Here is a 26576-nt window from a genome sequence, read left to right as displayed (position 1 = left end):
AAATCAACTATCTTTATCTAAAAACAAACGCGCTAACCTTAATTCCTTATACGAAAACTGATCATTTAAAAATTCTTTCACCGGGGTTAATTGCCGAGTATCAAGTTGATAAAAAGCCATTTTAATTTTTTCCAAGTCTTTATTAGCTGGTTTTAAATATTCAATATCAAGATCAAAATTATCTTGAATTAACTTTTCCAAATGACTTAAAATCGTATCTTCCGTCAGTCCTCTGTGTCGAGCCATTTCTCTAAGCAACATTTTTTCCAAAACAAGTTCCTCGGTTTTTTTATAAGTTGATTTTTTAGCACCTTTCAAGGCGGATTTTAAAGCTTTGGCGTTTTTATTTTTTTTCCTTGAACCAACTTGAGGCAAAGAAGTTAAAAAATCTCTTTGTTGCTTCTCTTTTTCTCGACTATTCATTTTCTGTAAATCTTCTGCCAAATCTCGTGAAAGTTTTTCAAATTTTTTATCTAACTCTAAAACATCTTTATTCACCGAAAGTGCCAACTCATTTAATCCATTTAGTTTTAACCCCTGAAGTGAGCTTAATCGTGATAAAGCCACATAGCCCATCCCCTCAACAAAACATTTTGAAAGATCAATCTCGGCTGCATCAAGATTCATCCCCTGACTTTTATGAACAGTAATCGCCCAAGCCAACCGCAAAGGAATTTGTTGAATCTCGGCCTTAATAAAATTATCTTCTTCAATGACCCAACTCATTGGTTTAACGATTATTTCTTGACCATTAAAAGTTTTAATAATCGGTGCGTCGCTTTCATTAAAACCAATCACCACGCCCCGCGTTCCATTCACATACCCTTGTTCAAAATTATTTTTAACAAACATCACTTGCGCACCTTTTTTAAGAACTAACTTTTCTGGAGCTAAACAACTTTTTATCATGGCTGAAGCAACTTTTTTATTACCCCTAGTTTGCATATAATAAACAAATTCTGGTCCATTTATTTTAGCTAACTCACGATTATTAATTGCATCCACGTCTAAATTATGGGTATAAAGTTTAGTTAAAGTAGTTAAAGATGAATTAAAACTATCACTTAGATTTGTTAAAATTTCTCGAGATTTTTCAACTTCATTTTGACGAATATAATTTAATAAAGTCAGGAGTTTATCGTTTTGAATTTGACGATATTGTTCATGAAGATAGCAAATTTTTATATCCATTTTTTGCCAAATATCGGCTTGAGTAATAAATTTAGGCTGACCATTTTTTTCAACTGGTGGTAATTGAAAAAAATCTCCTGAGCAAATAATTTGCAACCCGCCGAAAGGCTTTAAGCTTCCCCGAAACGCCTGACAAATCTGATTTAATAAGTCAAATTGAAAAGCGTGTAACATTGAAACTTCATCAATAATTAAAACTTTAGTCGTGGCAAATTTTTTCTTAAGATAAAATTTTTTCAAAAGACTTTGCATGTCTTTGCTAGTCAATTTTTCTTTAATCCCTAGTCCCGACCAAGAATGAATCGTCACGCCATTCATATGAGTCGCCGCAATTCCAGTTGAGGCGGTTATACCAACATCTTTGCCTTGATTTTTTAAATAATTAATATATTTATTTAATAAAAAAGTCTTCCCGCTTCCTGGAGGCCCAGTTAAAAAAACATTTTGACCCATTTTTAAAATATCCAAAGCTTCTTGTTGTGTCATTTACCTTTGATTTAAATTTAAAATACCTATTTTTACTAATGATTTAGCGGTATTTTTAACTAATTTTAATTGTTCTTCGCAAGTAGTCCCTAACGCATTACCGCCTAATGCAATAACTATTTTTTTCATTGTAATATATTAAATCAAAAAAAATATTTTTAATAATTAAATATTGACTTAGTATTTATTATAAACTTGATTAATAAACCGTTTCACCAATTAGCACTCTTAATTTATCCAACAAATTATCTTTGGTTAATTCTATTAATAGTTTTTGATCATTCTCAATTCTAAATTTAAAACCATCAGCTATCGCAGTATCTTCAATTACCACTAAACTATCAAAACCTTCTGTTCTTATTAATTGATCAATTTTTTCTCTTCCATGCTTTAATCTTACTTTTCTTAAAATAGCTTCTATTTCTTTAGCTTGAGTAGCTCCTAGTTCAGCTCGTTTCAAAGATAATAAATGTTGATCTTCGCGATTGACTTGTTCGTTCTCTAAACGATCACTTTTAGAAACCACTGTTTTAATAAGACGAATGTTAGTCGCTCTTTTCAAATCAAACATTAATCTATTCATTTTATCATCTGAACCAAGTTTATCTAAATCAACCACTAAGGTTAATTCATCGCCTCCAACTAAACCAGTAGCTAATTCCCCATCCTTTACTAAATCATGTGTTTCTAATACATTAAAAACTTTTTGACGAATTTCTCTTAGTTGTTTAGTCATAGAATCACCGGCCATTAAAGATGCTTGAGCAAATGTTAATCCGTCATCCTTTTTGTTTACTTTTTTCAAAAGTTGTTCATATTCTAATAATTGATCAACTCCAACATCCAAAACATCTAAGCTTAAATAAGCCGCTCTTTCAATTTCTAGAGCACGTTTATGAAATATGGCTTCACTTGTAAAATTACGATCTTTTTCATTATACTCTAATTCAGTTTTTAATCTTGCTTGGTCAAAATTACTATTATTTACTAAATCAATAGCTAATTCTTGATGTTTTTTTAACTTCTTATCAAAACTATTATCAATAAGTTCATCATTAGTGCAAGGTTTAACAAAATCTAATAAATTTAAAATTTTAATATATGCCTGAGCTTGTTCTAAAAGCGCTTGACTTTTGTCATCACCTTCCGAAATCTCAAATTTACCTTTTCTAATATCTCGTAAAACATCCCTATTAAAAACACCATCTTGAATAATTTCAAATTGAATGCCTGAAGCATTCGTTATAATTTCACCAGATAAATTCTGGTGTAATCTATCAAATTCTATTAGTTCACTTTCAATGTCTGATTCTGAATATTCTTGACCATAACCAAATTTTTCATGAGCAAGTCCATGTTTTAAACCAGCCAATCTAGCAGATTGAAAGGATTGAGCTAATGTTAAAAATTTATTAGATAATGAATCCTGAACCGTTTGATTATCTTTAACCTCAGAAATTCCATAACTTAACCTAAAACCATGAGCTGTAAATTCTTTAATAAAATCAATAATCTTTGGCTCTTGCGGTAATTTAGAAGCTTCTTCTAAAACATACTTTGTCATTTCTTGATCAACTTGTGTGCAAACATTATTCATAAATTCACTAACACTACCAATTGTTTCAACTATTTCGCCAGGTAATTTAAAAACTCCATATTTATAATTTTGCTCTAAATCTAAATTATCTGGTTTAATATTAACATTTTTATCTATTAAATTTTCAAAAAAATATTTTTGAGACAATTCGCGACGTTTAGCGATAATACTATCGGTTAACTGAGGTCCAAAAACTACATCATTTAAATTTTTTATAGACAAACAACGAGCTGTCGGAGTTAAAACTGTAATAACTACATCATCGTTTTCTAAACTATTTAACATTTTACTCCAATCTCGACGTTCCTGTAATGAAATTAATTCTTCTTTATCACTCTCATTTATAACCTTATCAATGGCGAGATTTTCAATTATTTTTGCTGTCTCCAAATTACGATCTAATCTTAAACGAACATCCTCTTCTATTTTTGGACATTCTTTTTCTTTTACTTGTAATTTTTCTTTGTTAATCATATAATTTTCTATAAAATTTAAATTTTCAAAATTCATATAAAATTAGTATTTAAAAAATAATTAAATTATTCATTATTTATTATAGCACATAATTTAATTTTTAAAATAAAAAAGAAGCTTAGCTCCTTTTTTATTATAATTTTTATTCAACCTCTATATTAGAAAACAAATCACTCGGCAAAACTGTCCCCTGAATATTAAAATCATCTAATTTTAAATCGGGTATTTGACTAGCAAATGGCATATCAGTTTCAATGGTTTCCAAATTATCTAAATTACTACTTAATTTAGATTGATTAAAGAATATAAAATAAGTTGCTACGCCAATTGCAATTAAAATTAGAATAATTAAAACAACAATTAATGATTTTTTAGACATATTATTTTAAAACTTGATTATAGTTTTGTAAAAAATTATCCCGCGTAATTTTTAAATTTTGAGCTGAATTTATCAAATCTCTTAAATTGTCTATTGTCTGACATTTTGATTTTAAATTTTTAATTTGAATTAATAACTCTTGTCCTTGTTGTTGGGTTGATATAAAATCAACGCTCCGTTGGTTATAAAGAGCGCAGGTTTCTGCTTGGAGTGAACATGCCTGAGGTGTGCCCACACATGGCCTTTCACAACGTTCTAAGCGCTCCTGGAGTTCATTTAATTTTTGATTTAATTCTTGCTCTAATCCACTCGGATTAATTTGCTGACAAAATTTTTCTGGTGTTGGTTTTTTAATTAATTCTTTTTCTAAAATTTATTTTTGACTCAACCACTGATTTTTTAAATTAACAATTTCCTTATTCCAGGCTGGACCAGCTTCCCGTAAACTTAACATTGATTGTAAAAAATCAGACTGCCAATTATCTTGCGGGCTAACGTGGCTACATTTATCTATTGTTAAATTTAAATTATTTAACAATGTTTGACCAATCGACTGAGTTGACTTTAAATTGTTGTAAATTTGATCAATGGTTTGACACAAAGGTTTTTCACTTAAAGCACAATCAATTTTATTGATTTCAATTTGTTCTAAACCTATTTGAATTTGTTGGAGACCATCTTCAATTGTTGTTTTGGCCTTTTGAATTTGAAAATCGACTTGTTGACAAACTTCCCATGGCGACTGACGTTTAGCTAAATTAGATTCTAAAATGGTTCTTTTGGCTAACCATTTATTTTCTACTTCCTGAATGGCTATTTGAAAACCACTATCATCACCCGCCTCGATGGCTGTCTGAATTTGTTCGGCTAAAATTTGTTTGTCTTGATTTAATTCGGCAATTAATTCATTAGCCGTTAAAACACTCGGATCTTGAACTTTTAATTCTAAAAGTAAATCTTCGTATTCTTTAATTTGCTCGATAGCTTGATTAAATTGTTGATCAAAAATTTTTAAAATTAATTCCTTTCTTTTTATCATAGCTTGAATTTTATATTCTTCATATTGTCCTAAATTTTGTTGAACAACGTCGTTTATAGTTTGCTCAATATTAGCCAAACCATCTCCCAACTCTCTAAATTCTTTTATATTAAAACCAGCTACCTCTGATGCACGTGCATCCATTTCGTTTTCAAATTCAGTCTGTAATTGGTTTTTATAATTTTCAATTTCTGTTTTAATCCGATTTTGATTTTCAGCTACGCGACGTTGTGCATAAGCTTGAGCTGAACCAGCATCTGTAAAACCCGCTGAGGCCATTTCGTGCTCTAATTCTATTTGCAAACGTGCACCCAAATCTGCGCCAAACTCTTCAACTTTAGGCTGAATTTGCGAGCCCAATTCTTCCTCAATTTTTTTGTTCTCCGTTTCAATAATTTCTTTTAATTCTTGCCCTTGGGATTTTAATTCTACGCCTAAAGAATTTCTTAAACCAGCTAAATCGTTTTTAATTTGTTGACTATAAGCCATTAAATCCTGAACTCTATTTTGTGCCTCAGTTAAACTTTGAGTCGTGCATACTTCGTCTATTTTAGTTTGAGCATTAAACTGATATTGAGTAATATCCGGCACTTCAGCTTCAAACCCCATATTTTTTAATTGACTAACCGCTGGAACTAAAATTGTGTTTAAAGCTTCTAAGCTGGCTATAAATTCACCTGACTCATATTTAGTCATTAAACAATAAATTTCAATCATATCTCGTTCATCTACTATTTCTTTAATATCGGATGGGATATTGGGTAAAGTTTGGGCCCATAAAACATTTACTTCAGTTAAAACAAAAACTAAAGCAATAAAAATTGTTAAAAACTTGTTTTTAAATTTCATATATTTAATTTTATGTTTTTATTATATCACTTTTTAAAATTTAAAAAAACGTTGACATTAAAAATAAAATAATCTAATATAGAATATTGCTCTTTCATTTTTAAAACATCAAATTAATTACTCCAAGGAGGTAAATTATGCCCAACAGGACACCAACTCTCCAAGATATCCAAGGTTTATTCAAATTCTGGGAATTTGTTCCCCCAGACTTTTTCAGTAGAGAACTCCTGGAAAAAGACATTAAGAATTCTTTCGAGAAATTCGTTTCTGGCGTCCATGACTCAGGAATGCTCAACGACCTTTGGGTTTCAACTCCTGACAAATTCAAGCTAATTCTTGACCAACGTCTGAAAGAGCTGGAAGAATAACTCAATTTCAAAACCGGCTATATGGCCGGTTTTTTTTTTATTTATAAATAAAAACACCTCTCGCAAGAGAGACGTTTTTTTGGGGTCTGATAGGGGAACAACTTAGAACCTGTTTGGTGGGAGTGAAGGGTATTTCCGTTCCTAATTTTTGTTTATAAATTAACTCGTTTTAGTTTATTTTTGTTTTTTTTTAACAACCAAGCAGGAAAAAGATGTTCTTTATTTGTTTTTTTATTTTTTCCACCACAACATATACACAATTGTTTAACTAATGATTTTTTTGATTGTGTATTAATTTAGACATCTTAAGTAAATCTAATTCAATATTATAAACGGTGTATATTTCATAATATCACATCCCAAAAACAAAAAACAGTTCTAATTGAGCCGTTTTAAATTATCATATGGTTATATTTAATCTAGGGTAAGTTCTCGCAAACTATCCCATCACCATCACTATCTAATCTATGAATATCATTACTAATTCCTCCACAATAATCAAAAACCACTTGAGCTTCTGCACGTGTCGCAAAATCACCACAATTATATACATTTTCTGAACAATTATAGGTCTGATCAGTTGGTTGGTCATCCTCTACTTCCTGTTCATTTCCAGCCTCCTCGGGAGCCACTGTGTCCTCCTGACAAGCATCGGGATGCCACAACCCTAATTCATTCTCCCTGGCGTAATCTTCGGCGTTTTTAAATTCAGTTTGATATTTATAAGGAATGATATAAGTATATTCGTGAGCATAACCTTGCTTTATAATTTCTAAATTGTAAAATAAACCCTCTTGAATCCTAACATATCTTAAAAGTCTCCCATATTTATCTCTTTCGTCTTGACTTGGATCACTTTCTAATTCGACCATTTTACCCGAGAGCCACTCCTTGGCTTTATTGCTGGCTTCGATTCCAAAACATTGAACGGGCTTTCTTGGATCAACTGTTTCCGGAGTGTCTATACCAATTAATCTTAAGGTTTCATCTACTCCATCTATCTTTACAACTACTGTATCTCCATCAACCACCCTAACAACTGGATAATATTGTGTTTGATCATCATTATTGATTTCCTCATCTTCCCCTAATTCTTCACCTGTTTGTGTTTGATTAGTATCCTCTTCTTGATATTGGTTTTCGTTTTCTGGGTCAACATTTATTTTACCCTTATTTTTGTCTTCACTCTCATTTATTCCCTTAATGTTTAAATTGTTATCATTATTATCTGTATCCTCTAATAGATCGGCTCCCTCTATTTCTTCTGGTCTTTCTATTATATAATTTATTTTTTCTATTAAGCTTTCCTTAAACTTACCCTTTGATGTAGTTGTGTTTACTTTAAAAGTATTTTCACCTTCAATTAGATTAAGTGAAAAATAAAAATTTCCTCCCTCATCTGATTTTACGGTTTCCACTTTTTCGTTATTTAATATAATATTAACGGCCGCATTAGGATCAACATTATATCCCTCTATATTTACGGGTGTCGAATAAAATATTCTTTCAACACCTCTAAACATCGGTTTACCTTGTGAAACGACAGAACCAATTACTATAATAAAAATTATAAAAGCTAGCGTATAAATCCACCATTTCTTCCAAAAAGGTTTTTTGTTTTTATTTTTCTTAAACATTCATATTTATATTCTCAGACATAAAATTATTTATTATCTTAATGCCATTTTATTATACTTTACCCCCCTTGTCAAAACAAAACAGCCCCTACGGGGCTATTTTAAATTGATAATTCAAGGGGTGGCCAGAGGGAATCATTTACACTTACCACTCGTGGGGTAAGCTAAGGGGCGCTACTATATCAAAATTATCTAAATTAAACCTAAATCTTCAATCTTTTCAAGCATTTTTAATGTCTCCTTAACCGAAGGATTACTGAGATTTTTTAACTCAAGTTTATCCCCATAATCTTTTTTTAAATTAGTCACAAATTCATCAGCCCAAGATGGAGATAAACTAAAAACCCCAGTAAAATCTAAAATTATTTTTTCTTCTTTTGATCTACTGTTTATTTCTGGCTGAATTGCTTTATAAGCTTCACGTCCATCATCGCGAGAGGTGAGAACATCGCCAAATTTTTCTAATTTTATAATCATATTTTTTAACTTAATATTTTATTGTGGCTAAACAACCTTTTAGATTCTTTTTTGTTTCAACTATTTTTAAATCATTCTTCTTGTCAATTTGAACTTGAGCTACGCCTGATTGAAAAACAAGACACATATCTTGTGATACGATATTCCTTCTAACAAACTTTAGTCCATTACCTCTATTTTCAGGTTGACGACCAGAAATAATTTCAGTGAAAGCCACTTTTAATGCTTGAGCGTCATTTTTCAGTGTTGGCCTAGCAACCTTTAATGTTTTTAAAACACCACGCCCTCGATCAGCAATAATAATTTCTTTTGACTTCAAACAATAACCAAAAAATATTCCAGGAAGATTAGGCCAATTCCCAATATTATGATCAAAAGAATTATTACCAATTTCACCAATCATAGCAATCAATAGTGGAAACTTATATTGAGGATCGTCTTGTTTCTGTAATAAGTTTGCTAAAGATGAAAGTCGTGCTTTAAAAACAAATTTATCTCTACAATAAAGTTCATCAAATGTCTCAGGTGGGTTTTTTGCTAAAGTCCATCTATAAGCAACCTTAAACATATATTTATAATCTTTTCTTAAAAAATCAACGGCATCACTGGAATTGTAATAGCGATGTGCCCCCTTTTTTTCTCTCACAGAATTTAACTTACCCAAATTATCCCAACGACGAAGAGTCTTAGGATTTAGACCAAGCATTTTTGCTGTTTTGTTTATATCTAACATATATTTAATATATCAAATTGGACATTTTTTGGCAAGTATTTTTTAACAAAATTGGACATTTTCACACGTCTTAATCCTTATTTTAAGCCAAACTTGTTTTAAAGTTGGACATTTTTAATTTTAATAAATTCACTTAAAATTAGACATTTTTTATGAAACAAAAAACACCTCTCACAAGAGAGACGTTTTTTTGGGGTGGCCAGAGGGAATCGAACCCTCGTTAACGGGACCACAACCCGCTGTTCTACCATTGAACTATGGCCACCACGAAATAACTAATAACTAACAACTTACAACTCTCAACCTACTACAACCTACAACTTATAGATTATAAATATTAATTATTAATCCCGCCCAAATGGTGATTATCGGTTGTTGGTTGTTGGTTGTTGGTTGTTAGTTTTCTGTTGTCAGTTATTCTGGTACCCCCGGCAGGAATCGGACCTGCATAACCAGCTTAGAAGGCTGGTGTTCTATCCATTGAACTACAGGGGCAAATTAAATTTTAAACTTAAATTATTATATACTTTTAAAAATTTTTTGTCCAGACCCTTTTTGTAAAATTCAAAATTTAAAATTATAAATCCCATATAAATCCAAAATTTTCATATCAAAATTCAAAATATTTGTATCATTGGCATTAAATTAGCTTTATTCATGTTATATTTTAACTTTATTAATATCATCAACGTTAATATTCATTTTACGACACTATTTAATTTATATTATAAGCCAATTTTATAAATATTTTATAAAAATATTGTCTATTTTTGACTTATAAGATTTTTTATGTTATAATTTGCTCCACGTGGAACATTCGCCTGTTTTTAATTCTAATTTGTCTCTTTTTATATAAAAATTGTCAATAAAACTTACTTTTTATATTATTTTTAATCAAAGACTACTTTTTAGCCATTTTCCAGAGTAAATTGAAATAATTGGTAAAACTTTTAACTAAATCCTTATTTTTTATTTCAAAAATGATTGGATCTTGAGAATAAATAATTAAATCTATTTTATCGTGCCAAATTTGAATACCCACGGGCGAATAAAATTCTTGCGGTAAAAATTTGAATTTTTTACGTTCTGAAGGCAATTGATGTAAATAATATTGATCTATAAATTTTTGAGTTTCCGAACGTTGATTTTCATAGGCAATAATATTTTGACCTATTTCTTTATTAATTCTTAAAGATTCATATTTATTTAAAATTCCCGTTTCTTTTGCTAGCTCAACCCATTGCTGACCACCAGCCCCAATAATATTAACTTGCGTCTTTTTAGGTTGATTTTGTAAGTTGTTAATATGCATAGTCATAAATCCATCCAAACCGGCATAGACTTTTATTTCAGCTAAATGTTTTGACTGATCTCGCTGATTAATAATTTGAGGAATTAATTCTTGAGCTAGTTGAAATTTAGATTTCATTTTTTTTAAAATAACTTCAGGTTCAGCTGTTTGCCAATGTTTACGACCGGATTGAATAACTTGAAAAATTAAATCTTGATTTTCTAATTCACCTAAGGTATTGTAAACCGTTTGGCGGGGGAGTTGCGTTTGAGTAATAATTGGTCCAACTCGAGTTAATCCTAAACCCAAAAGCGCTAAATAAACTTTAATTTGGTTATCAGAAAATCCTAATTGTTTTAGTTCTTTTTGCATATTTTTAAAAATTGATTGTCTAAAATATTTGATTAATTAAGTTTAAGCTAGTATTTAAGCTAAAACATTGTCTATATTATTGTCAACAAATTTGGTTGACAATTCTATTATATCATACTATAATGTTAATAACAATACAAGGAATGTAATTTGACAATTTAAAACAAAGGAGATACACAATGGGAATCAAGTCAAGAATGGTTAAACAGATCGCGCTCGACGCTGGCAAGCTAATTGTCAAAGTCGCTACGTTCGTAGGCATGTTTCTATTCAAAGTCATCACCTATCCAATCGTTGGCAACTTGAGTGCCAAGATTCAATACGGCTTCCAAGATCTGGTTGGTAAAAAATGGTTCGATGCAGATCAAGCAACGCAGATAAGCTTTATTACGAATTATCCAATTTACACAACCCTATCAACTCTTTGTCTCTATTTAACTTACAATCTATTAAGTAGAATATTGACGAGACCTAGTCTATTTCTGCCAACACCAAGAGAAGACTTTATTATCCCAGTAGTCTTGGGTATTACTATCGGTTTAATCCTAGCTACGGCAGATGTAATTATTAGGCGAAAAACTGTGGCATACTCAGAACATTGCTATGAAGTGCATGGATATTGTTACATATATCATTATAAATATGCACGATATAAGGCAATTGGTACAAAAATTGGATATATATTAGAGTCTATATGTGGACTCACAGATAAAAAATAGCCTAACAAAAACCCCGCGCACAACAACACGGGGCTTTTATTTTCATAATAAAAAAATGGACCTGAGGAGACTCGAACTCCTGACCCCCACATTGCAAATGTGGTGCTCTAACCAACTGAGCTACAGGCCCAAAATAACTAATAACTAATAACCTATAACAAAGGACACAATCTGACTAAAACCGATCACCTTCTGCTTGCAAATCCGCCAGCTGGCGGATCTACCAACTGAGCTACAGGCCCACGGATAACAATTAACTTTTAACAATTAACAAATAACTATTTGTCATTCCCGCGCAGGCGGGAATCCAGTGTTAACTCTAAATAAACATTTATTCTAAGCCAACTCTAGATCCTGAATCAAGTTCAGGATGACAAGACAAACTACAAGCTATAAACTATAAGCCAACCAAATTAACGTCGAAAAATCGCTAAAATAATCCCCTCAAACATATCAAAAATTAGTAAAAAACCCAAAATAATACAAATGATACCAATAATTTTATAACCAAAAGTGGTTCCACCCTCATAACCCAAATGCTTATCAAACCAGGGGATAGGACCAAAAAAATTCCTAAACCAAGCTGTTTTAATTACTAGAAATGAACCTATTATTACAAAAATTATTCCTAAAAAAACCATATTTTTATTTTATAACTTTGTCTTTTAAATAATCTAACGCCTTTTTGGATGTCAAGGCATTACGCAAATAACTTTTATACCGCTCATCTGCTACTTGCTCTTTAACAGCTTGATCAGTATTGTGCTCTAAGATTTTATCAATTTCTTTTTGTAATTCTTCATCAGTCACTTGAATATCTTGTTGTTTAACTATTTCTCTAATAATTAAAGAAACTTTTAATCTTTTTAAGGCTTGGCTTTCTAGGCCCTTTTTAAGCCCAGCTTTATCTTTTTGTAGATGAGTTAAATAATCTTCAAATTTCATGCCTTGTTGTTGAATAAAACTTTCCATTTCCTTAAGCATAACATCTTTTTCGTTTTCAATTAAAACTTCAGGAATTTCACCAAAATTAGACACTTGGATAAGTTTATCAAACATTTCGTTTTCTAAATCTTGGTTTTGTTTAGCTTCAGCTTCTTGTTGTAAATTCTCGGCTAATTGTTTTTTTAATTCAGCTAAATTATTGAATTTACCTAAAGATTTAGCAAATTCATCATTAATTTCCGGTAAAGTCATTTCATAAATTTCATTAACTTTAACTTTAAAATCAACTTTTTTGTTGGCTAATTTTTTATCATGATAATCTTGCGGATAGGTTAAGGTAAATTCTTTTTGATCATTTTTCTTTAAACCAATTATTTCTTTATCTAAACCCGGCAGAAAAAAATCGTCTCCCAACATGATGGCTGTATTTTTAGTTTGACCACCATCAAGAGGTACTTTGTTAATCGACATCTCAATATCCAACATAACTTTATCACTTTTTTTAGCCTCGCGTTCGACTATTTTTTCTTGTGATCGAGCCATTTGCAATTCTTTCAAAATTTTCTCTTGATGCTCATTTTCAACCTTGATTGGTTCTTTAACAATTTTAATTTGTGTTAAATCAGCAATCTTAACCGTTGGTAATAAAGCGACTTTAGCTTTATAAACAAAAGGATTGCCTGGTATCATTTTAATCACTTGGATCTCTGGCTGACCAACTGATAATAATTTTTCTTTCATTAAAATTTCATAATATGTCACGGTGATAATTTTTTCTAAAGATTTTTGCAATAAATCCATCTCAGAATATTTTTTTCTAACCATTTCAACTGTAGCTTTGCCTTGGCGAAAGCCTGAAAATTTTTCTTCTTTAATGATGGTTTGAATTGTATCATCAATAAATTCAGTTAATTCTTTGGCCTCGACTTCAATTTCTAATTCAACCAAACCTTTGTCTAATTTATTTTGATTTAATAATTGCATAATAAAAAATGTATTTAACTTAATTAAAATTTATTTATAAATCCATCTCCCTTTATCTACTCACTGTTCACTATTCACTATAATCTACAAACTACTCACTATAAAAGCGGAGCTATAATCAAGGCTACAATCGACATTAACTTAATCAAAATATTGAGAGCGGGACCCGCCGTATCTTTAAATGGATCACCAACCGTATCACCAACAACAGCTGCTTTATGAGAATCAGATCCCTTGCCGCCATGATGACCTTCTTCAATATATTTTTTAGCGTTATCCCAGGCGCCACCAGCATTAGCCATCATAATCGCTAATAAAAATCCAGTTACAATGGCGCCAATCAACAAACCACCCAAGGCCTCTTTACCGAGTAAAAAGCCCACAACCACCGGTGATAAAACTGCCAACAAACCAGGCAAAACCATTTGTTTTAATGCACCACTGGTTACAATTTTAACACATTCAGCATGATCGGGTTTATTTTCTTTTAACATAATACCCTTAATTTCACGGAACTGTCTTCTAACCTCCTGAACAACGGAATAAGCTGCCTTACCTACAGCCTGCATAGCTAAAGCTGAAAAAACAAACGGTAACAAACCACCCAAAAACAAACCAATTAAAACTTGTGGATTATTTAAATTTAAAACATCCAACCCGACAAGTTGCGAATAGCTAACTGACAAAACCAAAGCTGTTAAAGCAGCCGAACCAACTGCAAAGCCTTTTCCAATGGCAGCTGTCGTATTGCCTACAGAGTCTAATTCTTCACAACCCTTGCGAGTTTCATCGCCCAACTTAGCCATTTCAGCTATTCCTGCCGCATTGTCAGCCACTGGACCATAAGTATCTGTCGCTAAAGTAATTCCCAAGGTTGATAACATCCCGACCGCAGCAATCGCAATCCCATACAAACCAGCGAATTTAAATGATAAAAAAATAGCTAAACATACGATTAAAATAGGTATAGCCGTGCTATTCATACCCAAGGCCAAACCTGAAATAATATTGGTAGCCGAACCAGTTTCTGATGTTTTGGCTAAATTTTTCGTTGGTTTAAAACGAGCCGAAGTATAATATTCTGTTAATAACCCAATAGCTAAGCCAGAAAATAAACCAACAATTACACTCCAAAATAAATTTAAATTATTATCAGCCAAATAACGTATAATAAAATAACTCCCAATAATCATTAAAACTGCGGCCGTATAAATACCACTATTTAAAATACTATGCGGATTACCTTTGTGACGTAATTTAATAGCTAAATTGCCAAACAAACTAGCAACTATACCTAAACCAGCTAAAAGTAAGGGTAAAATAACTACCTGATGTCCAAGGGTTGCTAAACTTAAAGTCCCTAAAACCATAGCAACGATAATAGAATCAACATAAGACTCAAACAAATCAGCGCCCATACCGGCGACATCGCCCACATTATCGCCCACATTATCAGCAATAGTAGCTGGATTGCGAGGATCGTCTTCAGGTATACCAACTTCAATTTTACCGACAAGATCAGCACCCACATCCGCCGCCTTAGTATAAATTCCGCCACCGACACGTGCAAATAAAGCAATTGAAGAGGCACCAAAACCAAAACCGTAAATTATCTCTGGATCTTTAAAAATATAATATAAGACACTTATTCCCAATAAACCTAAGCTTACAACTGTAATGCCCATAACACTCCCTGAAGAAAAAGCAATTTTTAAACCCTTATACAAGCTGCTTTTAACTCCCCAGGCTGTCCGACCGTTACTCATAGTAGCTACACGCATGCCAACATTACCAGCCACTGCAGAAAATAAAGATCCAACCAAAAAGGTTAAGCTTAATTCCCATCCTCGAAAAAAGAATAAAACAACGGCAACAATAAAAACAAAAATAACCAAAAGTTTGTATTCTTTATTTAAAAAAGCCATCGCGCCTTCACGAATTGAATTAGAAATTTCCTTTACTTCAGCCGGGCCAATTTCTTTCTTTTTAATCCAACAACTCAATAATAAACTAAAAATTAAACCTAAAACCGCAATAACAATAGGAAAACAAATTAAAGACATAATTTTAACTAAATAATTAAATTATTTTTATCTGACTAATTGGTTTTATTATTCCTCATCAACAACTGGCTCAGCTTCGATTATTTTTTCTATTTCATCTTCGTTTTGATTTGGAGCCGATTCCACTGTTTCTAATTTTTCGTCTACTGGTTCCTTTGTTTCAATATTATCAAGACCAACCTCTTCGCCATGCTCACTCACAATAGCTAATTTCCAACCAGTTAAATGAGCAGCTAAACGCACATTTTGGCCAGATTTTCCAATAGCTAAAGACAATTGATCATTTTTAACCATCACCTTAGCTATTTTAGTTTCTTCGTTAATTTCAATTTTACTAACCTTGGCTGGCGCTAAAGCGTTACTAATATAGGTTTCTGGTTTTTCATTATAATTAATAATATCAATTTTTTCTCCGCCTAATTCTGAAATAATCACTTGAATTCTAGCTCCACGTTGTCCGACACATGAACCAATCGGATCAACATTTTCTTGTTTGGACTCAACCGCGATTTTTGTTCTAGATCCAGCTTCGCGGGCAATGGATTTGATTTCAACGCTACCATTATTAATTTCAGGAATTTCTGAATTAAATAAATCTTTTACAATAGCTGGGTGAATATGGGAAAGTAAAATTTTAGGGCCACGATTAGCTTTATCAACAGCTAAAACATAAAGTTTAATTTTTTGACCAATTCTATAGCGAAAACTATAAATTTGCTCTTGCTTGGGAATAATACCACTCGTTCTTTCAAAATCAACCACAATGTGCGTTGGTTCAATTCTCTGAACTAAACCCACCACGATTTGACCTTCGCGATTTTTAAATTCTTCATAAATCACATCTTTTTCAATTTCATTTAAACGTTGGGTAATGACTTGTTTAGCGACTTGAGCAGCAACTCGGCCAAATTCTGATGGCACATCTAATTTTTGCCTAATTTCATCACCAAGCTTGGCGGTTTTTTTAATCGCTTTGGCTTCGTCTAGAGTTAGATCTTTTTTAGAATTAAAACGCCGTTCAGTGATTTCCTCACCATCTTCAGTTTCAGAAATTTCTTCTGGACTTAAAGGCACGTATAAACGCATTTCCATTTCACCTTCTTCGTTTTCAACCTCTCTTTCGACCACGTCTACGACACTTTTAACATCAAACATTTGCATTTTACCCGTTTCCGGATCGAATTTAACTTCAACATTTTGGCCTTTTTCACCAAAATCTTTACGATAAGCAGCCGCTAAGGCTTGCTCAATAGCTTCTAAAACTAAATCCTCGGAAATACCTTTTTCCTCACAGATTTGTTTAATAGCTGAAACAATTTGATTTGTCATATAAACTTGTTTAAAAAATATAGCTAGTATAAATACTAGCTGCCATTAATGAATCATTATACATTGAATTTAATTTAAAGTCAACCCCAAGTTATCCACTTAAAATATGCTTAAAATGTTTAACTTTAGCTAAACGCGTTTGAAAATTAATTTCTAAAGCTAAAACATCAAAATAATAGTTTTTATCGGATAGATCTGGTCGATCTAAAATATATTCCTCAGCTACTTTTAACATTTTAGCTTGTTTAATTTTACCAACAGCTTCTTCAGGATAGCCTAAATTCAAATTACTGCGCGTCTTAACTTCAATAAAGACAACTGCCCCTTCCTGGTCATAACAAATTAAATCAATTTCACCACTTCGAGTCTGAAAATTTGTTTCAATAATCTGATAATGATGTTGGACTAAAAATTGGCATGCAATTTTTTCACCCAACCGACCCAACTCACGCTTAGATAAAGCCATTTTATGGTAAATATTTTTTAAGCTGGCGTTGCTTAATTAATTCTTGTTTTTTGACTGGATAAATTTTTTTAAAATAATGAATTAAACGCCAAGCCCAAATAATTAGCCCGATCAACCATAACCCCAACCAAAAACGTGCACTCAAAAAATAAACACCTGCCCAACGAAAAAACAACAACAACCAACCCGACAAACCCATAATTAAAACTGCTTTTGAAATTTTATTTAACGCTATTTTCAAAATTTTATCCTTTTTCATAGCAATTAAAATTAAAACTATGCCAGCTATAATTAATAAACTAAAAATAGCAATTAAAATCCATCTTTGCAAAGCATGGATTAGTAAGGGTTGAACATCAAACCAATATTTTAATTTTAATAATTTAGTAAAGTCCATATTATTTTTTTATAAAAATTAAACCAAAATGAAAAGAACCAGCTTCAAATTCTTCTTGTAATTCAAAGCCTATTTTAATGACTAAATTTTTAATTTGTTCGATATCAACTCTTTTTTCAACTGGTGGGCCAAACAAAGCTCCGGTTTGTTTCCAATCTATAATTAACAATTTGCCCTGTGTTTTTAATAAACGTTTAACTTCATAAATCACATTTTCGTTTTTTTCAACTTGAAACAATAAATTAATTACTAAGGCGATATCCAATTCTGTTTTAATTTTGGTGGCATCTTTTTTTTCTAAATCTGACCATACTGTTTTTAAATTGTACAAGCCTAAACTGTGAGCTTCGTTTTCTACGCTTTTTAAAACTGGCTTTAAAATATCAATAGCATAAACTACGCCATCCTGACCAACCATGCGGGCGGCCTGCAAGCTAAAGAAGCCCCGACCACCACAACCAAAATCACCGATTTTCAAACCTTGAATAACGCCGACTGCGGTTAAAACTTTTTGTGGGTCAAGAAGCTCGTTGCCACCTGGCACTTTTGATTGAAACATAATAAATTAAATTAAAATCTAATTATATTATTATAGTATAAATATAAAATAAACAAAAGTAAAATAAAAACCCCCCGCGAAGAATAAAGGGCTTTTAAGGGTATAAACCCACACATCGCTGGGCGATGTACTCTATGATCGCGGGGTGGTGGTGGTCGCCATAAATTTGTTAGTCGGGTGCCATGGGTGTGGCTCGAATCGAGCGAATTTTACACGGTTGGATACAATCGGCACACAGGGCGACTATTGTTATTGAAAACTGACGATCACTTGGTGGAGAAATTCCTAAACGTCCTAAAACAGATAGGGCTTTAGACAATTGAGTCTCCTTTCTCAATTGAAAAATTATATTCGAAAAGAACAATATCTATAATTTAATTTATCTTTTTAAAAAAGTCAAGACCTAACTGTTAATAACTTAACTTAAAAATTTGTTAGCCGAATCAGCGGCAATAGCGCCCGAGGCGGCCGCTGTGATAACTTGATCAAATTGATATTGACCACTCGTCACGTTTCCCGCTGCCATCACACCAGGTAAATTGGTTTGACCGTGCATATTTATTTTAATATAACCGCGTTCATCTAAGTCTATATTTAAATTTTGAGCTAATTGACTATTGGATTGTAAACCAATTTCAATAAACAAGCCCGCTACATTTAATTCCGTTTGATCTTGAAAAGGTTCTTTTAAAACAATCGATTCTAGTCTGTCTTGACCTTTTAATGCTGTAATTTGATTGCTTAAAATTATATCTACGTTGTTTAATTTTTCGATTTTAGATTGCCAGCTTTTATCAGCTAAAATTTTATCTAGCATTTCAATTACATAAACATGTTGGGCATATTTAGCTAAAATAAAAGCCGAGCCTAAACCGGAATTAGCTGCACCAGCGACCGCCACCACTTTATCTTTATACAATGGGCCATCACACGTCGCACAATAAGCTACCCCTTTACCATTTAATTCTTCTTCCCGAGGTAAATTTAATTTACGATGATGCGCGCCCATAGCTAAAATCAAACTCTTGGCTTGATAATCTTGTTGGCTGGTTTTAACTTGGTAAAATTTGTTCTGGTGAGTGATCTGCGTGACTTTATCAAAAACCGGCTCATGTCCTAAAAATTTGATTTGTTCCAACATTTTTTGGCTTAATTCAAAACCACTTATACTTTGAATGCCAAGATAATTTTCAACCAAGGGTGATTCGGTAATTAAACCTCCCGGCAGTTGACCAATCAATAAAAAATTTATTTGGTAACGAGCTGCATAGACAGCAGCCGACAAGCCAGCAGGCCCAGTGCCAATAATAATTAAATCGTATTGAGACATAAAATTATTTTTTTAAAAACTTATTTTAGTATTATAATCCAATCTAAATTAAAAATCAAAATTGACAAACATTTTTTTAGAGATTAAAATGTATTAATGGATTATTTATTTTTAAAAAATTAAATATATGTTCAACAAACATCATGACTCTTTAGATAATAAAAATAAACAAGAAATTGAAACTGTCATTGGTTCGTCTATTAATGTTAAGGGTAATTTTATCGGCAAGGGCAATATCCGCATTGAAGGTAAAATTAATGGTTCTGTTCGAACCAGAAAAGATATTGTTGTTAGTAATGGTTCAGTTGTCGAAGCTAATATTTATGGAGAAAATATTTTAATTGCTGGTAATGTCAAGGGAAACGTCCGCGCTCAAGGTAAATTAACCTTATCCAAAACAGCTCAAGTCAAAGGTGATGTTGAATATTTAATTTTATCAGTTGAAGAGGGCGCAATTTTAAATGGCAAATGTACCTTAGGCACACCTGAAGATAAAACTAAAATTCCAGAAAAAATTGACAAAAAACCAATCGTAATTAAGGACGACAAAAACAAAAAATAATCATTTTAACTTTAAAATTTTTCCATTTAAGTTTTAAGATTTAAATTATGTATTTCTATTTCTTTGATTCGTTTTTGAATCAAAAAAAATATTCTACTCAAATAAAAGAAATAGAGACTCAACTAGTTGACCTCGGGATTGATGGTCGACTTTTTAAACTTACACCTCTACGCAATTTAAAAGAAGCTCTACGCGAATCATATAAAAAAGGCGTACAAACTTTTGTTGCTGTTGGTGATGATGCCACTTTAAATAAATTGATTAATAATCTACCAAGTTTAAAAGTTAAAATCGGTTTTATTCCAATTAATAAAACTCATTTAAGCTACGGCTTGGGCATAGAAAATGGCAAAAAAGCTTGCTTGCAAATCGCCAATCGTTTATTAAAAACAGTTAATTTAGCTAGAATCCTCGATGAATATTTTTTGGGCTCTATTACTTTATCTGGCACTGACTTTGTTATTGATTGCGATGGCCAATACGAAATTCAATCACTCTATCCGCAACAAACCATTTTAATTACTAATTTGGGTAGTTTTGACAATTGGGTATCTAATCCAGCTGATGATAAATTAGAAGTTGTTTTTTGGCCACAAAAAAAATCTTTGTTTAGTAAAATTGACCGCCGGAGTTTATTTCTAGTCAAAAAATTAATTATCAAAAGCCAAGGTAAAAAAAATCTACCGCTTAAAACTGAAACCAATAAAATCTTAAAAACGCCCGTAGCTATTCATATTGCCAAAGCTAAAATTGATATCATCGTGGGTAAAAATCGCTTATTTTAAAATAACTTGTAACTAACAACTGACAACCAACAACTAATCCCTACTCGCTACAACCTAAACACTAACACCTAATCTATATGCCTATTTATCAAGCATTTATCCTCGGCCTTATTCAAGGTATAACTGAATGGCTACCAATTTCCAGCTCAGGTCATTTAGTTATTGTTCAAAATTGGTTTAAAATTTCTCAACCTTTACCGCTAGATCTGATGCTCCATTTTGGAACGGCTTTGGTGGTAATTTTTATTTTTAGAAAAATAATTTGGCAACTTTTAAAAATTTTGTTTACCTGGCAGGTTCACGATCCTAAATTTAAATTAATTATTTATATAATTTTAGCTTCCATTCCCACAGCCTTAATTGGTTTAATTTTTAAAGATTTAATTGAAAGTTTATTTTCTAATGTTTTGATGGTTGGTATCGCCTTAATTTTGACTGGTAGCTTATTATTTTTAACTCGTAAAACTGGCGATAAAAAATTAACTCCCGCTAAATCTATTTTAATTGGTTTGGCCCAGGGCATAGCAATTATTCCTGGCATCTCTCGTAGTGGCTCAACTATCGGCACAGGTTTAATTTTAGGCGTTGATAGAAAAACTGCCACGACTTTTTCTTTTTTAATTTTTTTGCCAGCTATTTTAGGTGCTTCAATTTTAGAAATAAATCACTTAGCTCAAGCTGATTGGCTACCAATTTTAATTGCCACCTTAACGGCTATGTTAGTTTCTTATTTAGTTATTAATTGGTTATTAAAATTAATCCAACATAATAAATTCTGGTATTTTAGTTTTTATTGTTGGTTTGTGGGGTTGATTATTGTTTTGGTAAATATAATATAGAAGCTTACCAAAGTGTCATCCTCGCGTAGGCGAGGATCCAGTGTTAATATATGCATTCTTGTTTTTTAGAATAAGCTTTGTTAAATTTAAAAGACTTTTTCAAAAAAAGGTTAATAGCGACCAATCCTGGATTCCTGGTCAAGCCAGGAATGACAATCTCTAGCGTTAATAGATTCTGAAACATCCGCCGATTTGACGAGCAGAAATTCAGCATGACAATATAAAATCAATAAAAATTTATAAAAAACATAAATCTATGAAAAAAGTTATCTTTGTAATCTGCGATGGTTTAGGCGATCGACCTATCCCCGAACTCAACAACCAAACCCCGTTAGAAGCCGCCAAAACGCCCAATTTAGACCATTTAGTCCAAAAAGGCATATCCGGTGCTATGCACGCCGTTGACATTGGTATCCGCCCAGGTAGCGACACCAGCCATTTGGCTATTTTTGGTTATGATCCTTACACTTACTACACTGGCCGTGGGCCATTCGAAGTCGCTGGCGCTGGTTTAGAATTAAAAACCGGTGATGTGGCTTTTCGAGTTAATATGGGTACGGTGGATGAAAATTTAAACGTTGTTGATCGACGCGCCGGCCGTATTGATGACACTTCAGAATTTGCTGACATGTTCAATGGCACTAAAATTGACGGCGTGGAATTTATTTTAAAAAGCTCAATTGGTCATCGCGTCGCCATGATCATGCGCGGTGAAAATTTAAGTGGCGATATTAGTGACTGTGATCCACATATTGAAAATGCTAAAATTAAGTTATCTCAACCCACCAAAGACACACCCGAAGCCAAAAGAACAGCTGAGGTTTTGAATAAATTCTTAGATATGACCTATCAAAGATTAAAAGACCTACCGACCAACAAAAAACGCCAAGAACAGGGCCTTTTGCCAGCTAATTATTTTTTAGTCCGTGGCGCTGGCATCATGCCTGAAATGCCAAGCTTTAAACAAAAGTATAATTTAAACTCTGCTTGTATTGCCGGTGGCGCACTTTACCGCGGTATTGCTAAAATTGTGGGGATGGATGTCATTGACCTTGATCCGCAAGCCACTGGCAAACCAGATTCAAATTTAAAAGTTAAGGTTGATAAGTTAATAGAAATTTATAATGATTATGATTTCTTTTTATTACATTTTAAAGGCACTGACACCCTAGGTGAAGACGGGGATTGGCAAGGCAAAAAAGATTTTATTGAAAATAAAATTGATCCAGCTCTTAAGCCTTTACTTGATTTAGAAAATTCTTTAATTGTGGTCACTGCTGACCATTCCACGCCTTGTGCCTTAAAAGCCCACAGTGCTGATGACGTACCGATTACTATTTACAGCCAAGGTATTCGCGATGATGATGTCGAGCACTTTAATGAACGCGAATGCGCCCGTGGCCGCTTAGGCCATATCCAAGGCCGACACGTCATGCCAATTGTGATTGATTTAATGGGTTTGGCTAGTATGTTTGGGGCGTAGGTTGTAAAACTAGAAAATAAATAATATAATATAAAAAAGCTTTATTTCATAACCCGTTTATGATTACAAATTTCGAGCCATTTTTTGGCTTAAATAAAAGCTTAATTCAACAGGTTTGTATAAACCCTGTTATATGAAATATGCTTTTCTTTTTACGGCTAACGCCTAACACTTTTCTATAATGAACAAATTTTATTTTTAATTTTTTAAAGAGGGGGGTATACGGTGTTTCCTCCGCTCCGCTACGGAAACGATTTATTTATAATTTTTTCTAGGGTATAATCAATATACTATGCAAAAACCTTTTTACGAAAAACCGAGATTTAAGCTATACCAAGCAGATTGTTTGGAGCTTTTGAATTCTCTGCCTGAAAACTCGGTAGATATGATTTTTGCAGATCCTCCTTATTTTTTATCAAGTGGTAGTTTTACTTGCCAAAATGGCAAAATGGTCAGTGTAAAAAAGGGTGATTGGGATTTAACTAATGGAACAAAAAAGAATTTTGAATTTCATAACGAATGGATAAAAGCGTGTCGCCGAGTTTTGAAACCAAACGGAACAATTTGGATTAGCGGAACTTATCACTCAATTTATCAATGCGGTTTTGCTTTAGAAATTAACAAATATCATTTTCTAAATGATGTTGCATGGTTTAAGCCGAATGCCTCGCCAAATTTGTCATGCCGATTTTTTACAGCCAGTCATGAGACTTTACTTTGGGCGAGAAAAGAGAAAAAAGGCAAACACACTTTCAATTACGATCTAATGAAAAATGGCGACTGGTCAGAAGATCAAATGAAAAAACCCGGCTTACAAATGAGATCTGTTTGGTCAATCAATACCCCAAAACCGATTGAAAAGAAATTTGGCAAACACCCAACACAAAAATCTTTTGATTTGCTTAAAAGAATTGTTTTAGCAAGCACAAACAAAGGTGATGTAATTTTAGATCCTTTTACTGGAAGTTCAACAACAGGTCTTGCCGCCTATCTTTATGGTAGAAATTTTATTGGCATAGATACTGAAAAACAATATCTTGATTTATCTATCAAAAGATTTGAAGAACTGGACAAGAATTTAAAAAATAAACTTTCTAAAAAATAGTATGAAAATAGTTACAAGAACAACCGCAATAAACAATTTAAAAAAGCATATCGGAAAAGATCTGCGAAAACTTGCTTTGCAATACGGAATTACAACTTACGAAACAGGAAAACAAAACAAGGGCTGGAAAGGTTTGGTTTTGGAAAGATTGGCAGGATTGGAAAATAATGTTTCAAAAGCACCAAACGGACTTTCATATGAGTTAAAATCAGTCAGTTTTCATGAAGTAAAAAATAAACTTACTCCAAAAGAAACAATGGCAATTACGATGATTAACCCAGAAGAACTAAAACAACATTCATTTTTTGAAAGTCATTGTTGGGCAAAACTAAAATCAATCGTATTTTGTGCTGTTATGTGGCATGGTCAAAATTCTGAAAGTGCTGAATTGTTAAAAGTCGCCAGTTTAGATTTTGCCGAAGATGACGATCTTATCAAAGAGATAAAAGCCGATTATGATTTTATCCGAGAAAAACTTATCAAACACGGTTTTGAAAGTTTAACAGGCAAAGACGGAAAATGGATACAAGCGAGAACAAAAGGAACTGGCGGAATAAATCCTCGGACAGGAAAACGCCGACCAATTACTCGAGCATTTTATGCAAGAACAAGTTTAGTTAAAAAGATTTTTGAAATAGCTAGTTAATATTTTTAAAATTATGCCTACAAAAAATTTATCAAAAAAAGAAATTTCTGAGACTTTTAAAAAAATTAAAAAGCAAGAGTCTGAAATTCAGAAATATTGTGGGTTCTCCTATGAAAAAGAAAATAATCATCCATCTCTTGAACAAAAAGATGTCTGGGTAATTTCTGACTCGTCAACTTCGTTTACTAATTTTAATAATCAAAACTATGCCTAACTGGAAAGACATTTTAGATGAATTGCGAGAACAAGGCAGTACTCATGATATTATTAGAAGGAAATATCTTCTCGAGTTGCACAAACTAACTAAGAGGAATGTAATTGCTTATTATAGTGGGTTTTTGCAAAAGAAAATTCGTGAACTTCAGGGCGAGCTTGGAATAAATGACAATGACAAAAACGGCTTTATGACCGCAATTCATAAGCTAGACTCCTCAAAGGGTCTTGATTTGATTTTACATACTCCTGGCGGTGAAGTTGCTGCAACGGAATCAATAATTGATTATCTTACTAAAAAATTTGATGATATTCGCATAATTGTGCCTCAACTTGCCATGTCTGGTGGAACAATGATTGCTTGTTCTGGAAATAAAATCGTAATGGGAAAACAATCTAGTCTTGGTCCGATCGATCCCCAATTTAATGGTTTGCCCGCCCATGGAATTTTAGAAGAATTTAAACAAGCTCATGAAGAAATAAAAAAAGACAATAGTAAAATAGCCGTTTGGCAACCAATTATCGCTAAATATCATCCAACCTTGATTGGCGAATGTCAAAAAGCTGTGAAATGGTCAAAGGTTATTGCCAAAAATGCATTAGAAAAACGCATGCTTAAAGATGATCCCGATAAAAAGAAAAAAATTGCTAAAATTCTTAAAGAATTGACTAGTCATTCTATCACTTTGTCGCATGGACGGCATTTATCTGATGAGAAATGCAAAGAACTTGGTTTGGTGATTGAATCGCTCGAAGACAGTCAAGAGTTTCAAGATGCGGTATTAACTATACATCATGCTTTTATGCACACATTAACAGCAACGCCAGCTTTCAAAATTATTGAAAATCATAATGGAGTAGCATACATTCAATCAATGCAATCTTTAATAATTCCAGCACCAAATAAATAATAAGGAGTCTTGGCTTCGGGGCATTCACCCCCAGCCCCTCTGCCCCTACGCCAAGACAAAAATAAAATTCGTTCATTACAGAAAAGTGGTCTCGCTTAGGCGAGACAAAAAGAAAAGCATACATCATATAACACGGCATATCTGGTTACGGCTTTTATACAAAAGCCTCCACCCATATTTGCCTTCGCTACGCTACGGCAAACATCAGATATGCCGAAACGTTAGGCGAAATTCAAAACCTCGCCTTTAAGGAAGAGCCCGCTTTAGAAAGTGTTTTAAATCTATTACAATAACCATATATTATGAAGCTCAAAAATAAAATCATCGTTGTAACCGGAGCAAGTGAC

At 32.6% G+C, this 26576-nt stretch carries 26 protein-coding genes, 3 tRNA genes and 1 pseudogene; 9 read left to right on the top strand and 21 right to left on the bottom strand.

What is annotated here, in order from left to right; all coding sequences use genetic code 11:
* Positions 1-3 precede the first annotated feature (3 nt).
* The 6 genes and pseudogenes from PHS07_03305 to PHS07_03280 all read right to left on the bottom strand — a co-directional run bounded on the left by PHS07_03305 (position 4) and on the right by PHS07_03280 (position 6015).
* On the bottom strand, positions 4-1677 hold the full coding sequence (locus tag PHS07_03305; protein MDD4607328.1) for an AAA family ATPase: 1674 nt from the start codon (positions 1675-1677) through the stop codon (positions 4-6).
* A gap of 33 nt (positions 1678-1710) precedes the next feature.
* A pseudogene (locus PHS07_03300) lies at positions 1711-1806 on the bottom strand (carbamate kinase).
* Positions 1807-1876: 70 nt separating this feature from the next.
* Complete coding sequence (locus tag PHS07_03295) at positions 1877-3784, bottom strand: hypothetical protein (GenBank protein MDD4607327.1); 1908 nt, start codon at positions 3782-3784, stop codon at positions 1877-1879.
* 106 nt (positions 3785-3890) lie between these two features.
* The gene (locus PHS07_03290; GenBank protein MDD4607326.1) at positions 3891-4127 is read right to left on the bottom strand and encodes a hypothetical protein; all 237 of its coding nucleotides are present in this window, start codon (positions 4125-4127) and stop codon (positions 3891-3893) included.
* A 1-nt stretch (position 4128) separates the two neighbouring features.
* The gene (locus PHS07_03285) at positions 4129-4362 is read right to left on the bottom strand and encodes a hypothetical protein (protein ID MDD4607325.1); all 234 of its coding nucleotides are present in this window, start codon (positions 4360-4362) and stop codon (positions 4129-4131) included.
* Positions 4363-4500: 138 nt separating this feature from the next.
* Positions 4501-6015 (bottom strand): hypothetical protein, encoded by a 1515-nt coding sequence (locus PHS07_03280; GenBank protein ID MDD4607324.1) that lies wholly within the window; start codon positions 6013-6015, stop codon positions 4501-4503.
* 137 nt (positions 6016-6152) lie between these two features.
* On the opposite strand from PHS07_03280, the gene PHS07_03275 reads away from it, so the two are divergent.
* Positions 6153-6383 (top strand): hypothetical protein, encoded by a 231-nt coding sequence (locus PHS07_03275; protein ID MDD4607323.1) that lies wholly within the window; start codon positions 6153-6155, stop codon positions 6381-6383.
* A gap of 419 nt (positions 6384-6802) precedes the next feature.
* On the opposite strand, the gene PHS07_03270 is transcribed toward PHS07_03275, so the two are convergent.
* The 15 genes from PHS07_03270 to PHS07_03200 form a co-directional block, all read right to left on the bottom strand.
* Complete coding sequence (locus PHS07_03270; protein MDD4607322.1) at positions 6803-8020, bottom strand: thermonuclease family protein; 1218 nt, start codon at positions 8018-8020, stop codon at positions 6803-6805.
* Positions 8021-8212: 192 nt separating this feature from the next.
* Positions 8213-8497, bottom strand: a complete 285-nt coding sequence (locus tag PHS07_03265) for a DUF4325 domain-containing protein (GenBank protein ID MDD4607321.1) — start codon at positions 8495-8497, stop codon at positions 8213-8215.
* Between the two features lie 10 nt (positions 8498-8507).
* On the bottom strand, positions 8508-9230 hold the full coding sequence (locus tag PHS07_03260; protein MDD4607320.1) for a MerR family transcriptional regulator: 723 nt from the start codon (positions 9228-9230) through the stop codon (positions 8508-8510).
* Between the two features lie 191 nt (positions 9231-9421).
* Positions 9422-9495 (bottom strand) — tRNA-His (locus PHS07_03255).
* A 155-nt stretch (positions 9496-9650) separates the two neighbouring features.
* Positions 9651-9725, bottom strand: a tRNA-Arg gene (locus PHS07_03250).
* Positions 9726-10131: 406 nt separating this feature from the next.
* On the bottom strand, positions 10132-10893 hold the full coding sequence (locus tag PHS07_03245; GenBank protein ID MDD4607319.1) for a helix-turn-helix domain-containing protein: 762 nt from the start codon (positions 10891-10893) through the stop codon (positions 10132-10134).
* Between the two features lie 775 nt (positions 10894-11668).
* A tRNA-Ala gene (locus PHS07_03240) sits at positions 11669-11742 on the bottom strand.
* Between the two features lie 283 nt (positions 11743-12025).
* The gene (locus PHS07_03235; GenBank protein ID MDD4607318.1) at positions 12026-12253 is read right to left on the bottom strand and encodes a hypothetical protein; all 228 of its coding nucleotides are present in this window, start codon (positions 12251-12253) and stop codon (positions 12026-12028) included.
* 4 nt (positions 12254-12257) lie between these two features.
* Complete coding sequence (tig, locus tag PHS07_03230) at positions 12258-13541, bottom strand: trigger factor (protein ID MDD4607317.1); 1284 nt, start codon at positions 13539-13541, stop codon at positions 12258-12260.
* A gap of 98 nt (positions 13542-13639) precedes the next feature.
* Positions 13640-15604, bottom strand: coding sequence for a sodium-translocating pyrophosphatase (locus tag PHS07_03225; GenBank protein MDD4607316.1), 1965 nt, complete (start codon positions 15602-15604; stop codon positions 13640-13642).
* A 48-nt stretch (positions 15605-15652) separates the two neighbouring features.
* Positions 15653-16933, bottom strand: coding sequence for a transcription termination factor NusA (nusA, locus tag PHS07_03220; GenBank protein MDD4607315.1), 1281 nt, complete (start codon positions 16931-16933; stop codon positions 15653-15655).
* A 91-nt stretch (positions 16934-17024) separates the two neighbouring features.
* Positions 17025-17399 (bottom strand): YraN family protein, encoded by a 375-nt coding sequence (locus tag PHS07_03215; protein MDD4607314.1) that lies wholly within the window; start codon positions 17397-17399, stop codon positions 17025-17027.
* A gap of 1 nt (position 17400) precedes the next feature.
* On the bottom strand, positions 17401-17796 hold the full coding sequence (locus PHS07_03210) for a hypothetical protein (protein ID MDD4607313.1): 396 nt from the start codon (positions 17794-17796) through the stop codon (positions 17401-17403).
* A gap of 1 nt (position 17797) precedes the next feature.
* The gene (locus PHS07_03205) at positions 17798-18355 is read right to left on the bottom strand and encodes a methyltransferase domain-containing protein (GenBank protein ID MDD4607312.1); all 558 of its coding nucleotides are present in this window, start codon (positions 18353-18355) and stop codon (positions 17798-17800) included.
* A gap of 418 nt (positions 18356-18773) precedes the next feature.
* On the bottom strand, positions 18774-19685 hold the full coding sequence (locus tag PHS07_03200) for an FAD-dependent oxidoreductase (GenBank protein ID MDD4607311.1): 912 nt from the start codon (positions 19683-19685) through the stop codon (positions 18774-18776).
* Between the two features lie 127 nt (positions 19686-19812).
* Here PHS07_03200 and PHS07_03195 point away from each other — a divergent pair, with 127 nt between their 5' ends.
* From PHS07_03195 to PHS07_03160, 8 genes are all read left to right on the top strand, one after another.
* The gene (locus tag PHS07_03195) at positions 19813-20247 is read left to right on the top strand and encodes a polymer-forming cytoskeletal protein (GenBank protein MDD4607310.1); all 435 of its coding nucleotides are present in this window, start codon (positions 19813-19815) and stop codon (positions 20245-20247) included.
* A 47-nt stretch (positions 20248-20294) separates the two neighbouring features.
* Entirely contained in the window at positions 20295-21032 is a 738-nt protein-coding gene (locus PHS07_03190) for a diacylglycerol kinase family protein (protein ID MDD4607309.1), read from the top strand.
* Between the two features lie 77 nt (positions 21033-21109).
* Entirely contained in the window at positions 21110-21871 is a 762-nt protein-coding gene (locus PHS07_03185) for an undecaprenyl-diphosphate phosphatase (protein MDD4607308.1), read from the top strand.
* Positions 21872-22127: 256 nt separating this feature from the next.
* Positions 22128-23354: a 2,3-bisphosphoglycerate-independent phosphoglycerate mutase gene (locus PHS07_03180; GenBank protein MDD4607307.1), complete on the top strand. Its 1227-nt coding sequence runs from the start codon at positions 22128-22130 to the stop codon at positions 23352-23354.
* A 292-nt stretch (positions 23355-23646) separates the two neighbouring features.
* Complete coding sequence (locus tag PHS07_03175) at positions 23647-24459, top strand: site-specific DNA-methyltransferase (protein ID MDD4607306.1); 813 nt, start codon at positions 23647-23649, stop codon at positions 24457-24459.
* A 1-nt stretch (position 24460) separates the two neighbouring features.
* Entirely contained in the window at positions 24461-25105 is a 645-nt protein-coding gene (locus tag PHS07_03170) for a MutH/Sau3AI family endonuclease (protein ID MDD4607305.1), read from the top strand.
* A gap of 13 nt (positions 25106-25118) precedes the next feature.
* Complete coding sequence (locus PHS07_03165) at positions 25119-25319, top strand: hypothetical protein (GenBank protein MDD4607304.1); 201 nt, start codon at positions 25119-25121, stop codon at positions 25317-25319.
* Positions 25312-26229, top strand: a complete 918-nt coding sequence (locus PHS07_03160; GenBank protein MDD4607303.1) for an ATP-dependent Clp protease proteolytic subunit — start codon at positions 25312-25314, stop codon at positions 26227-26229. The genes PHS07_03165 and PHS07_03160 overlap by 8 nt, the downstream gene beginning before the upstream one ends.
* Positions 26230-26576: the final 347 nt, after the last annotated feature.

The organism is Patescibacteria group bacterium, from assembly GCA_028707495.1.
Lineage (GTDB): Bacteria > Patescibacteriota > Patescibacteriia > UBA2591 > JAQWAS01 > JAQWAS01.
The sequence above is the reverse complement of the archived record's forward strand: the minus strand, read 5'-3'. Positions and strand labels throughout refer to the sequence as shown.